The 11,926-nt window shown below is 63.3% G+C and carries 11 protein-coding genes, 1 tRNA gene and 1 pseudogene; 4 read left to right on the top strand and 9 right to left on the bottom strand.

The window, feature by feature from the left end:
- Positions 1–16 precede the first annotated feature (16 nt).
- Positions 17–277, bottom strand: a pseudogene (locus tag BLO63_RS20815) (transposase); the annotation flags it as partial.
- A 15-nt stretch (positions 278–292) separates the two neighbouring features.
- Here BLO63_RS20815 and BLO63_RS21540 point away from each other — a divergent pair.
- Positions 293–490 carry a transposase gene (locus BLO63_RS21540; protein WP_425284355.1) on the top strand — a complete coding sequence of 66 codons (198 nt, stop codon included), beginning with the start codon at positions 293–295 and terminating at the stop codon, positions 488–490.
- A gap of 160 nt (positions 491–650) precedes the next feature.
- Positions 651–2,081 carry a phospholipase D family protein gene (locus tag BLO63_RS21410; protein WP_244518009.1) on the top strand — a complete coding sequence of 477 codons (1,431 nt, stop codon included), beginning with the start codon at positions 651–653 and terminating at the stop codon, positions 2,079–2,081.
- Positions 2,082–2,084: 3 nt separating this feature from the next.
- On the opposite strand, the gene BLO63_RS20805 is transcribed toward BLO63_RS21410, so the two are convergent.
- The 5 genes from BLO63_RS20805 to BLO63_RS20780 form a co-directional block, all read right to left on the bottom strand.
- Entirely contained in the window at positions 2,085–3,572 is a 1,488-nt protein-coding gene (locus BLO63_RS20805; RefSeq protein ID WP_091444777.1) for a TRM11 family SAM-dependent methyltransferase, read from the bottom strand.
- Positions 3,569–4,702: a class I SAM-dependent methyltransferase gene (locus tag BLO63_RS20800; protein ID WP_091444775.1), complete on the bottom strand. Its 1,134-nt coding sequence runs from the start codon at positions 4,700–4,702 to the stop codon at positions 3,569–3,571. The genes BLO63_RS20805 and BLO63_RS20800 overlap by 4 nt, the downstream gene beginning before the upstream one ends.
- A 421-nt stretch (positions 4,703–5,123) precedes the next feature.
- Positions 5,124–5,765, bottom strand: a complete 642-nt coding sequence (locus tag BLO63_RS20795) for a hypothetical protein (protein WP_091444772.1) — start codon at positions 5,763–5,765, stop codon at positions 5,124–5,126.
- Positions 5,766–6,419: 654 nt separating this feature from the next.
- A tRNA-Glu gene (locus BLO63_RS20785) sits at positions 6,420–6,494 on the bottom strand.
- Between the two features lie 111 nt (positions 6,495–6,605).
- A complete protein-coding gene (locus BLO63_RS20780) occupies positions 6,606–6,944 on the bottom strand; it encodes a DUF6476 family protein (protein ID WP_091444768.1) in 339 nt (112 codons plus the stop codon).
- Here BLO63_RS20780 and BLO63_RS20775 point away from each other — a divergent pair.
- Positions 6,943–7,986 (top strand): RluA family pseudouridine synthase, encoded by a 1,044-nt coding sequence (locus BLO63_RS20775; RefSeq protein ID WP_091444767.1) that lies wholly within the window; start codon positions 6,943–6,945, stop codon positions 7,984–7,986. The two genes, BLO63_RS20780 and BLO63_RS20775, sit on opposite strands and share 2 nt — an antisense overlap.
- Before the next feature lie 151 nt (positions 7,987–8,137).
- Complete coding sequence (rpoH, locus tag BLO63_RS20770) at positions 8,138–9,049, top strand: RNA polymerase sigma factor RpoH (RefSeq protein WP_091444764.1); 912 nt, start codon at positions 8,138–8,140, stop codon at positions 9,047–9,049.
- A gap of 130 nt (positions 9,050–9,179) precedes the next feature.
- On the opposite strand, the gene BLO63_RS20765 is transcribed toward rpoH, so the two are convergent.
- The 3 genes from BLO63_RS20765 to BLO63_RS20755 all read right to left on the bottom strand — a co-directional run bounded on the left by BLO63_RS20765 (position 9,180) and on the right by BLO63_RS20755 (position 11,879).
- A complete protein-coding gene (locus BLO63_RS20765; RefSeq protein ID WP_091444761.1) occupies positions 9,180–9,656 on the bottom strand; it encodes a CBS domain-containing protein in 477 nt (158 codons plus the stop codon).
- A gap of 308 nt (positions 9,657–9,964) precedes the next feature.
- A complete protein-coding gene (locus BLO63_RS20760; protein ID WP_091444758.1) occupies positions 9,965–11,368 on the bottom strand; it encodes an NAD(P)(+) transhydrogenase (Re/Si-specific) subunit beta in 1,404 nt (467 codons plus the stop codon).
- Between the two features lie 10 nt (positions 11,369–11,378).
- A complete protein-coding gene (locus BLO63_RS20755; RefSeq protein WP_091444756.1) occupies positions 11,379–11,879 on the bottom strand; it encodes a proton-translocating transhydrogenase family protein in 501 nt (166 codons plus the stop codon).
- Between the last annotated feature and the right edge of the window lie 47 nt (positions 11,880–11,926).

Genomic DNA, 11,926 nt, shown 5'->3' with positions numbered 1-11,926 from the left:
GCAGCGGACGTCACCACTTCTTTCCCAGCAGATCCTTCAGCGCGACGTTGTCCAACATGGCGTCGGCGAGCATGCGCTTCAGCTTGGCGTTCTCATCCTCGAGCGCCCGCAGCCGTTTGGCCTCCGACACATCCATCCCGCCGAAACGGGCCTTCCACTTGTAGATGCTGGCGTCACTGACCCCGTGCTTCCGGCACAGGTCCGAGACCGGCACCCCAGCCTCGTGCTCCTTCAGGATGCCGATGATCTGCTCTTCCGTGAAGCGGCTGCGCCTCATGTCCTGGTCCTCTAAATGGGCCAGAACGAACTTCAATCTGGATTAGACAGGAGGGGCAACGTCACTGAGCCCGCGCGGCGGTTCGAGGTGTTCACGGGTTCGGGCCGGCGGCGCGAGTGGTTGCCGGAGGAGAAGGCGCGGATTGTGGCGGAAAGCTACGATGCCGGCGAGACCGTGAGCGCGGTGGCCCGGCGATATGCATTGTCCCCGTAGCAACTGTTCGCCTGGCGTCGGGCCGCGCGCCTGCCATTGGAAGTGACGCCAGCGCGCGAGCCATTGTTTGTTCCTGCGGTGATTGCGGCGCCGGAGCCCGAACCGTCGGGGGAAGCGCCCGAGATCGACGCGGAAGCGGAAGGCCGCGCGAGACGCCGGCTTGATCGAGCTGGAGATCGACGGTGTTGGGATGCGGGTCTGCCGTGGCGCCGATTCCAGGACGGTGGCGGCGGTGAAGAGAGAACAAACATATCGCCTCCTCAAGTTTGACCAGGCACACTCACGCACCATGAGACTGATTCTAGGCCCTGAAAAATCTGCGATTAATGCCCTCCGCGAGTTGCACGGCCAAGGCGAGGTGCGGCGGATCACCGTCCTTGTTGCATGGGCACGCATCGCAGGCGTTGCTTACTTTCTCGATATGCTAGGCGCCGATAGCACTAAGGTGCACATCGTCATTGGTATGGCTGGCGCAGGAACAAGCGCTGAAGCACTTTCGTACTTGCGCGCCCATTGCGGCTCGGTCCACCTGTTTCATAAGCACCATAGACAGACGTTCCACCCGAAGGTGTATTGCTTCGATGGCGTCGGCAATCCGCCCGATACTGCGCGAGTGCTGGTCGGATCATCAAACCTCACTGGCGGCGGATTGTTCGCCAACTTTGAAGCTAGCCTAAGGGCCACGCTCACACCGGCCGCGGTGGACAAGGACAAGCAAGCCTGGCAGTCGATTGTCGAGGCGTACGATCACCTTGTCGCTTCCCCTTTCGCCGAGGCGATCGTTAGCGACGAGCGCATTCAAGTACTGCTTGAGGAGCGTTACCTCAGCACCGAGAAATCACTCCGCCGCCGTGGCCGTGGCGATGGTGAAGGAGCAGCAAAGGGCAGTGCGCGTCGGGGGAAGCCAGAAGCACCGCCGCCGCCTTTGGCCGTGCCGAAACTGCCACCTCCCACTAAGGTCTTTGTTGATCCCACTGCCGCCTCCAAGCCGATTTCTCCGAAGGCTGCAACTTCTGCCGCCTCACCCACCGTCCTTACGGCCGCGCCAGCTCCTGCGTTTGTGGCTGACGGTACGTTCTTCGTCCGTACCTTGACCGCCAATGACGTAGCCAAGGCTCTCGGTGCGCAGGTCGGTACCTTCGAGCCTGATTTAGGCATAATGGCACGCGATCAGCTTCCGGAGTTCTGGGGCTGGCCGGACAAGTTCAAGACTGTGATTCACACCAAGCCACGGGAGGAATGGGCGGCCCGCGCAATCGTGTTTTCCACCACGCGACCTGCGGGCGTCGAAATCGAGCTGATGATCTGGTTTCGGGAGGCTCGTTTGAAGACTGACGACGACCCTAGGCCTCATGCTGCCGAGTTCCGCCTCCGGCCAGGTCCAAAGGCAACTTTTCAAAGCGTGCTTCCTGCTGGCTTTGGCGTCACATCCTTGGTTATCATCGAACGTTTGGGCAACAGCGAAGCCTACGATTTTCGGCTGAGAATCATCACCCAGGGCGAACCCGAATATGACGACTATCAGTCCTACCTCACTACGACGCGGCCTGGTCATCGGTTTGGTTACGGACCTGACGATACCGAAGGCTGAAGCTCAGCGATTACGCAGGATCACCAGCGTTTCGGCCCCAACCGCGTTCACGGCATGCAGTCCGAAGCGATGGTAGGTCTGTAGCGGGATCGCTTCTTCAATCGTCCATCCCACGCTTTCGGCCAGTGCTGCCAGATGAGAAGGCGTGTCAACGTCGCGCCGAACGCCGGACAGCACTGTATGGTTATGGCCCACGATAAGGGCGTAGGGCGCATCATTGCGAACCACCTTACGGACCGAAGCGAACGTATCTCTCATTTGCGCCATGTACCGGTAGATAAGCGTAGGGACCGCCTTGCGCCTAAACCCATCGGTTGAGCCCACCGCCGCCTCAAGCTCATGGCAGAAACGCAACTGTGCGACTGGAAGCTCCAGCGCGTTGGCATGCAGCTCCTCAGTCAGGCCTCTACGCTCTTTGGTTTTCATCTCCCTGCTACCAATCAAGCGGGCGTCAAGCGGCCCTATGCCAGACGGCGCACATAGATTGAGCCATACTAATGATAGTCGCTGCGTGTCGATGTAAGGCAGCGCTGTCGCATAAGGAGGGCTAGTTATTACTGCATCGAACGGATACCCGGCAGCGTTGCCGTCGATCGATCGCGCGTTCGAGACTATTGCTCGGGATGTTGTATCGCCGACTCCAAGCACGTGCTGCGCCGCCTCAATGCGGTCGAGATAACGTGCCGTGGCGGACTCGAAGGCCTCGCGAAATCCGATGTCGGGAAGCGGGCTGCTGCGGCGACGAATCCTCAGGTCGTTTGGATCTTGGTCGGAATAGTCGCGCAGCAGGTTGCTGGCAATTGCCAGAAAGACGTTTTTTCGGTCGGGGCAGGCCACCTCAATCGCAAGCCGGACCGCCTCGATCCAGGCGAGCTGCCCATGTTCGAACCACGACCTAAGATATTCGTCCCGTTCCGTCTCGGGCTTTGCAAGACCTGGGTTCCTGAGGCGCACGAGGCGCGCCGATAGCCGGTCGAAATCCTCACGCAATACGGACACTGGCGTCGCCAAGCAGGTCAGTTTGGCATTGGCTAGAAGGACGGCAAGCGGATTCATGTCCGTGCCGACGCCGACTGCGCCTAGTTGGGTACATTCGACCAGAGTTGTGCCACTGCCGCAAAAGGGATCAAGTACCCGACTGCCGGCCCCCACGCCAAAGATGTTCAGGATAGCCTTTGCAATCTGCGGGTTAAATTTACCTTTGTACTCGTGCAGGCCATGCACCGAGTAGCGGGTGGCCTGTCGCGATCGGCCGCTGCGAACCGCGCTCTCCAGAAGGGCCTGGGTGGTATCTGCAGCTCCACCCGCGCCGATGACCTTCGAGAAGTAGGTCAGACGACGGGCAGCGGTCGCATCGATGGGAGACGGCAGCCGTACTGTCGTGTCAGAAGCTTCACAATACTCCACCCCGAGCAAGGCCCGGACTTCGCGCTTTGCGAGTTCGCGCTCGTAGGGGAAATAGCCGTAGTCATGCCACTGCAGATGACTCAATTCCCCTTCCTCATAACCAGCACCGTCTCGGTTTTGATGTTTGCATGAGAAAGGTTGAACGATTTGCGGGAGGCCGCGATCACCCGCTCAGCTCGCATCACCTCGCAAAAACCAGTTGCGGCGCCCGCGTCGGCGATGATCTTCGCGTTGTCCACCGTTTCGCCCCGGATAAGTGATCGACCCACGACGAAGCAGGCATGACCGCCCGTTACCATAACATCGCGGAGCATACCGAGTACGCTCGTCATTTGACGCTCGAAATCCTGGGCAGTGTGGCTCTTGCGGCCCTTGAAGAAATGCGCTCTCGCGCCGATCTCACGTTCTTTCACTGCCAGCGGATCAAGCCCGAGCCACCACATCCTATACTTGTGGTAGAGCCAATATTCGTAGGCGTTGGGATAAGGCGGCGATGTGACGACCAACCCAATGGGCCTTTCGATATTCCGGCGATCGATGGTTAGCACGTCAGCCTCGATCACCTGGACGTCAGCAAGGCGCGCCGGCCGGCTCTCCAGGGCTTTTACCGTTCTTTTCACGGCAGCACCGAACAGCCTGTACACGTCTTCGGCGTCCACAGCTTTGTCGACGGCGGCATAGCGGGTGTCGCTGTCTTGATTAGATACCCGCACAATGATCGAGGATAGCGCTAGTCGGAGCAGCTCTTTGCATCCTCCCACCGAGTTCTCCTCTATCGCGCCTGTCAAGCTTGCAATCGCCAACTGCACCCGCGGCTTGAACCAGTGGTTGAGCCGCGGGATCATCGGCAGACGCGGTTCCAGGTCCGCCCGGGCGATCAGCTCGACTTGCTCCGCTACGCTCAGGACCCCTGCCGGAATCTCGGACAACCTCACGCGCGAGATCATGACAGCGATCGGATTAACATCCACACCGATAGAAGGGATGCCAGCCGCCTGCGCCTCGGAAAGCGACGTGCCGCTACCGCAGAATGGGTCAAGCAGCGCCAGACCCTTCTGTGGAGGGAAATCCTTGATGAGTTTGCGGGGTATGTTGGAGATGAACTTGGCAGGGTAAGGATGGATCGCGCTCAACGGGTCGGGCTGCGAATCGGTGAAGTCCCAACCCTCGTTCGGCTTTGGCAGCTCGGTTCCAATAAAAGAAATGTGATTCATACCAGCCCTTCAGTTGGGTGATCTTATAGCCCGGCCAAACCAACTGCTTCTTAAAATCGACGGCTGTTAACGGATTTTCTGCGGATGCTAGCCGTCCATCTGCGGCCTCTCCAAGGCCACCGTCTTCGCCAAGTCCAGCGGGCCTAGGCTATCGTTACATCAAGTAGCCGATTCCGCTCGTGGTCTGAAAGTTCAGAAGGTTGCATTCTGCGCACGAAGGCTGTTGGCCCAACGGGCTGCACACGTTTTGCTCGCTCAGGCGAACGGTGCACATATCGTCAGCAAGGGCCCGGCGCCATCGCGCACAGCCCTTTGGACGCTCGATCGCGGGGTGAGCCGCATATCGGACGATCTTGAGGGCCTTTGTCTCTCCGGCACGCCTTCATCAACCAGCAGGAAGCGTTGCACTTCAACCGGCCATTCAGTGGTCCACGGCGGCCAAGCGGGCAACGTCCCGGCGCAGGCCCCGCAGCTCGGGCCATGGGAACTGCCGCCCCTCCGCACCGTCCGCACCGACGGCAATCAGCACATCGAGCTTCGCGGAGAGGCCGCGCAGAGACGTTACGTCTGCCGCAAAGAGCCTGGCGATTACGCGCTCTTCATTGGCGGATGCCGCCGCCTCTTCCCTCCGAGCGGCGGTGTAGCCAATGGCGCGATCCGCGTCGTCCCAGCGCTGCTGATGTGCGCGCAGCGCCTCCGCGACTTCGGTGCGCCGCGCGCAAAGCGAGGGCACATCGGCCGCAAGCTCGTCGAACTGCCGCAGAGAGCTAATGCGGACCGCAGACCGCAACTCGGGCGCAACAAAAACGACCTGCGGAAAGCCGATCGCCCGCGCAAGTTCGGATTCCAGACACTGCTGCTTACGGCACAAAGCGAGCGTGCGCCGATGCGCCACGCGCCACGCCTTCCATGCGAGGACAGCAGCATCCGTTGCGCTGTCATCGTGTGGCGCCGCCGCAGACGGACTGTCGAAGGAAGCGCCACCGATCGTCATCAGGGCGGCAGAGAGAACGTCCCTCCGGGATGGCCGGGACAGACTCATGCTAATCTCAGAATCAGCCATGATCCGAGCTCCAAGCAGCTTGGGTTACGGTCAGGCTGTGTGGGGTGTCCTACCACCCTGCACAGCCGCTTTGGGCGTCTTCCGAGCGAAGACGGCCTCGTCAGAGGCTAGCCCAAGAATGATCAGTGTCAATTCTTTTAGCATCATATGATGCCGGCGGCCTAATCTATGACGCTTACAAGTGATCAAATCAGAGCGGCGCGAGCCCTGCTAAAATGGGATCAGAAGGCATTAGCTCAAGCGTCAAAGGTGTCTCTCGCGACCATCAAGCGAATAGAGCCGCTCTCCGGCCCCATTGTGGCCAATGCCGTTACCATTGAAGCCTTACGCCGGGCTTTGGAAGCTGCCGGCATAGAGTTCATTGCGGAGAGCGGCGTCGGTACTGGAGTCCGCTTCCGAAAACCAGGCAAAGCGAACTGAGCGCCTCCAAGCCCGTATGAATGTCGACGCACATCACAATCAAGCCGCAGGCACTCGGCAACGGCTAGGTAGACTGCCCCAGCATCCGCAGAGCGACGCTCAAACTCAGGATTAGGCTGCACAACAACGCAAATAGAGATCAGCAGCCCCCCTACCGCAGCAGATAGACAGCAACGAATTCGACAACGAAAATAGGATTCTTCCGCCTAGGTCACAGCAAACCCTTGAGGTTGCTGGCGCGCCCACGGGGAATCGAACCCCGGTTTTCGCCGTGAGAGGGCGACGTCCTGACCGCTAGACGATGGGCGCATCTAGGCAGGCCGGTCTCATAGAGCGGATTGGCGCCGTGATCAAGCGCCATGGCCGCCAGTTGTCGGGTTTTCCACCGGGCTCCGTGCACGAGAACCCGGTGGGCCGCGCTCAGGGCGCGCTGGCGAAGCCGAGCACGCCGCGCGGCGCGCGGGTTTCCAGGTCGAACAGATGCGTCTCGACCCGGCCCTCGCGCGCCACGGTCACGGCGATGAGGTCGCCCGAGACCACGGCCGCGCGCACCTCCGCGCCCTTTGGCAGCTGGATCGTGCCGGCGATCTCGGCCGGGGCGCTTTTCCTGCCGCTCATCAGCTTGTATCCGATGGCACCGAAGACGGCGAGAAAGCCCAGAAGCATGATAAGCCCCGAGAAGGCGGCGAAGCGGCGCATCCGGCGCAGCACGCGCTCGGCCGCAGGGTCGAGCTTGTCGTCTGAATCAGGAGAAGTCATGCCGGCACCGGAACTCAACGAGGAGATGGACGACGTCGCGCCGGAGGTGGTCGCGACGCGCGTCGATATCACCGTCGGGCCCGAGGATGAAGGGCTTCGGCTCGATCGCGTTCTCGCGCGACATTTGCCAGAGTTCAGCCGCACCCGCCTGCAGGCGCTGATCGCCGAGGGACGGGTCCAGCGCGCGGGCCAGCCGATTGCGGGCGGCTCGGCCAAGGCGGTTGCCGGCGAAAGCTACAGCGTCGAGGTGCCCGAGCCCGAGGACGCCAAGCCGGCGCCGCAGGATATCGCGCTGGATATCGTCTATGAGGACGACCATCTGATCGTCGTCGACAAGCCCGCCGGCATGGTGGTGCACCCGGCACCGGGCAGCCCGGACGGCACGCTGGTCAATGCGCTGCTGTTCCATTGCGGTACCAGCCTGTCCGGCATTGGCGGGGTGCGGCGGCCCGGTATCGTCCACCGGCTGGACAAGGACACGTCCGGCCTCATCGTCGTGGCGAAGAACGATCGCGCCCACAAGCGGCTCGCCGCCCAGTTTGCCGACCACGGACGCACGGGCCCGCTGGAGCGCGCCTATCTCGCCTTCATCTGGGGCGCGCCGGATCTGCCGAGCGGCACGGTGGATGCCCCCCTCGCCCGCCATCCCGTGGCGCGCGAGCGCATCGCGGTGCGGACCGGCGGGCGCTTCGCCATCACCCACTGGCAGCGCCTCGCCACCTATGCCGACACGCTGGGCCGCCCGATCGCGTCCCTGGTCGAGTGCCAGCTGGAGACCGGCCGCACCCACCAGATCCGCGTCCACATGGCCCATATCGGCCACCCGCTGCTGGGCGACACGGTGTATGGGGTCGGGCAGCGCACCCGCGCCAGCCGTCTCCCCGACAGCACGCGCCAGGCGCTGGATGGTCTCGGCCGGCAGGCGCTTCATGCCGCCCGGCTCGGCTTCGAGCATCCCGCGACAGGCGAGTTCATGGCGTTCGAAAGCGCCCTGCCGCCGGACCTGGCCCGCCTTCAGGAGGCGCTTGCGGCGGGCGGCTGACGGGGCGGCGGCTCAACGCTTCGTGACCGTGCCGCGGCTTGCGCTTTCGCAAAAACGGCTTCTTCCTGCTATTATACGTTGAGGCCGGCTGAAAAGCGGCCGCATGCCGGTCGCCCGCTGATGGGGACCGTGAGACAAGGAGGGTGCAGTCATGGCCCGTTCCGCTATGAGCCTACCGTCCGCTGAAGGTGGCCTGAGCCGTTACCTCGCGGAAATCCGCCGGTTCCCCATGCTGGAGCCGCAGGAAGAATACATGCTCGCCAAGCGCTGGCGCGAGCACGAGGATCCCGACGCTGCGCACCGTCTCGTCACCAGCCATTTGCGCCTCGTGGCCAAGATCGCCATGGGCTATCGCGGCTACGGGCTGCCGATCTCCGAGGTCATTTCGGAGGGCAATGTCGGGCTGATGCAGGCGGTGAAGCGCTTCGAGCCCGACAAGGGATTCCGCCTCGCCACCTATGCCATGTGGTGGATCAAGGCCTCGATCCAGGAGTACATCCTGCGCTCGTGGAGCTTGGTAAAGATGGGCACCACGGCGGCGCAGAAGAAGCTGTTCTTCAATCTGCGCAAGGCCAAGAGTCAGATCTCGGCGCTGGAGGAAGGCGACCTGCGCCCCGACCAGGTGCAGCAGATCGCGACCAAGCTCGGCGTGACCGCGCAGGAAGTGATCGAGATGAACCGCCGCCTGGGCGGTGACGCCTCGCTCAACTCCCCGCTGCGCGGTGATGTCGAGGGCGGTGGCGAGTGGCAGGACTGGCTGGCCGATGACAGCGACAGCCAGGAATCGGTGCTGGTCGAGCATGAGGAGATGGATAACCGCCGCAGTGCACTGTCCGGGGCGCTGTCGGTGCTCAATGAGCGCGAGCGCCGCATCTTCGAGGCCCGCCGCCTGTCCGACGACCCGATGACGCTGGAAGACCTTGCCGCAGAGTTCGGCGTGTCGCGCGAGCGGGTGCGGCAGATCGAGGTCCGGGCGTTCGAGAAGGTGCAGAAGGCGGTGATCGACCGCGTGCACCAGATGGAGACGGCGCCGATGCGGCAGGACGTGTCGGCGGCGCTGTGAGGACGAGCTTGGGATGATGTGCGAAAGGGCGCCGGCGACGGCGCCCTTTTTCATGCATCAGCACATAACCTCTATCCTATTGTTTTAACGCCTTTTCTGGCGACGCCCGCCGCGATCCGCCCGGCATTTGTCAAGCCGGCAGGGTGGCGGCAGGCGCCGTTGCGCCGCCCGGCGGCAACGCCGGCTGCCCGACCACGGCCGGGGCAGCCGCCGCCCGCACGTCATGCGAGAGGACGTCGCGGATGCTGAGCACGCCGACCAATTGGTGCTCCTCCAGAACGGGAAGATGGCGCACATGGTGCTCCTCCATCAGCGCGCGGACATGGTCGACGCTGTCCTCCATCCGGCAGGAGATCATGTTGCGCGACATCAGGTCGCCGACGGTCAGGCGCAGGGCGGCGGCGCCGCGTTCGGCGACCGCGCGGACCACGTCGCGCTCGGAAAAGATGCCGACGACGGTGACGCCCTCCGAGCCGCAGGCGTCCTTGACCACCACGGCGCCGATACGCTCGCGGTTGAGTAATGTCGCTGCCATTTCAACGGTTTCCGCCATGCGAATGGTCGGCACGCGGGCGCTTTTCAGCTTCATGAGATCGGCGACAAGCATGGCGTATCCCTCTGGTGGAGCCTCAACTGTCACGCTTCTTCTTCTTTGGTCTAAGTCTGGTATGCAATACACACGGCGTCAATGAAATACGTTGCGGCAGCGCAGCATCGGGCCCGCCCTCCCCCGCCCGCACAAACGAAAAAGGCCCGCCAATTGGCGGGCCTTTGCGTGTGATTCCGACGGGGCACGCCGGTTCGATCAGGAGGACGATCAGACCGATCAGGCCGATCAGGCCGATCCGCCCTCGCGCCACTCATTCCCACGCCATTGCCGATCGCGAAAGTCTGGCAACTTTCGCGGCAAAGGCGTCAATGGTTGAGGTTCTTCACAATGTCCTCGACCATCTTCTTGGCGTCGGCGAACAGCATCATCGTGTTGTCGCGGAAGAACAGCTCGTTCTCCACGCCGGCATAGCCGGCCGCCATGCCGCGCTTGATGAACAGCACGGTCTTGGCCTTCTCCACGTCGAGGATCGGCATGCCGTAGATCGCAGAGGTCGGGTCGGTCTTCGCCGCCGGGTTGGTCACGTCATTGGCGCCGATGACGAAGGCCACATCGGCCTGCGCGAACTCGGAGTTGATGTCCTCCAGCTCGAACACCTCGTCATAGGGCACGTTGGCTTCCGCCAGCAGCACGTTCATGTGCCCGGGCATGCGGCCGGCGACGGGGTGGATGGCGTATTTCACCTCGACGCCTTCCTCCTTCAGCCGGTCGCCCATCTCGCGCAGCGCGTGCTGGGCCTGCGCCACCGCCATGCCATAGCCCGGCACGATGATGACCTTGGACGCGTTCTTCATGATGAAGGCCGCGTCCTCGGCCGAGCCCTGCTTGACCGGGCGCGTTTCCACCGCGCCGGCCGGGCCGCCCGCCGTGTCGCCGCCGAACCCGCCCAGGATCACCGAGATGAAGGACCGGTTCATCGCCTTGCACATGATGTAGCTCAGGATCGCGCCCGAGGAGCCCACCAGCGCGCCCGTGATGATCAGCGCCGTGTTCGACAGGGTGAAGCCGATGCCCGCCGCCGCCCAGCCGGAATAGGAGTTGAGCATCGACACCACGACCGGCATGTCGGCGCCGCCGATCGGGATGATGATCAGCCCGCCGAGCACCAGCGCGGCGATGACGATCAGCCAGAACACGGTGTGGCTCTCGGTCGCCACCAGCACGCCGATCAGCACCAGGATCAGCGCGGCAAGGCCGGCATTGATCAGGTGACGGGCCGGCAGCATGATCGGCTTGCCCGACATGTTGCCATTGAGCTTGGCGAAGGCGATCACCGAGCCGGTGAAGGTGATGGCGCCGATGGCGACGCCGAGGCTCATCTCGACCAGCGCCTGGGCATGGATATGGCCGGGATCGCCGATGCCGAACGCCGCCGGGGCGTAGAGCGCCGCCGCCGCCACCATCACGGCGGAAAGGCCGACCAGCGAGTGGAACGCCGCCACCAGCTGCGGCATCTGCGTCATCGCGATCTTCTTGGCGATGACGGCGCCGGCGCCGCCGCCAATGGCGAGGCCGCCGAGCACAAGCGCCCAGCCGCCCAGCCCCGCCGGGGGCGAGGAGGCCAGCGTGGTGGCGATGGCGATGGTCATGCCGACCATGCCGAAAATATTGCCCTGCCGCGACGTCACCGGGCTGGAGAGCCCGCGCAGCGCCAGAATGAACAGGACACCCGAGACGAGATAGAGCAGCGCGACCAGATTGGCGTTCATGTCAGCGCGCTCACTTCTTCTTCGAGTACATGGCGAGCATCCGGCTGGTCACCAGGAACCCGCCGAAAATGTTCACCGCCGCCAGGATCAGGCCGACAAAGCCGAAGCCGCGGGCCCAGCCGGTGCCTTCGGCCACCGTGTCGACGCCCACCGCCAGCAGCGCGCCGACCACGATCACCGAGGAGATGGCGTTGGTCACGCTCATCAGGGGCGTGTGCAGCGCCGGCGTCACCGACCACACGACATAGTAGCCGACGCACACCGCCAGCACGAAGATGGCGAGCTGGAACACGAACGGGTCGATCGCCCCGCCCGAGAGCGTGTGCACCGTCGCGCCGGCGAGTTCGGCATAGCTCTGCTGCGCCGCCTGGGCATAGGCGGCGGCCGCTTCCGCCGCCTGCCGGGCGACTTCCGCCGCCATCCGCGCCCCTTCGGCCGCGTTCTGCGCCACAGCGTCGGAGACGCCTGGCGCGTTCTGGGCGAGTATCACGCCCCCTGCCGGATTGGCCATTTCCCTAAATCCCTTGTCTCTGTCTCTTGGCGGCGCCGCTCAGCCTG

The sequence above is a fragment of the Ancylobacter rudongensis genome (genome assembly GCF_900100155.1).
In the GTDB taxonomy this organism is placed as follows: Bacteria; Pseudomonadota; Alphaproteobacteria; order Rhizobiales; family Xanthobacteraceae; genus Ancylobacter; species Ancylobacter rudongensis.
Note: the sequence above shows the minus strand (reverse complement) of the source record. Positions and strands in the feature narration are given on the sequence as shown.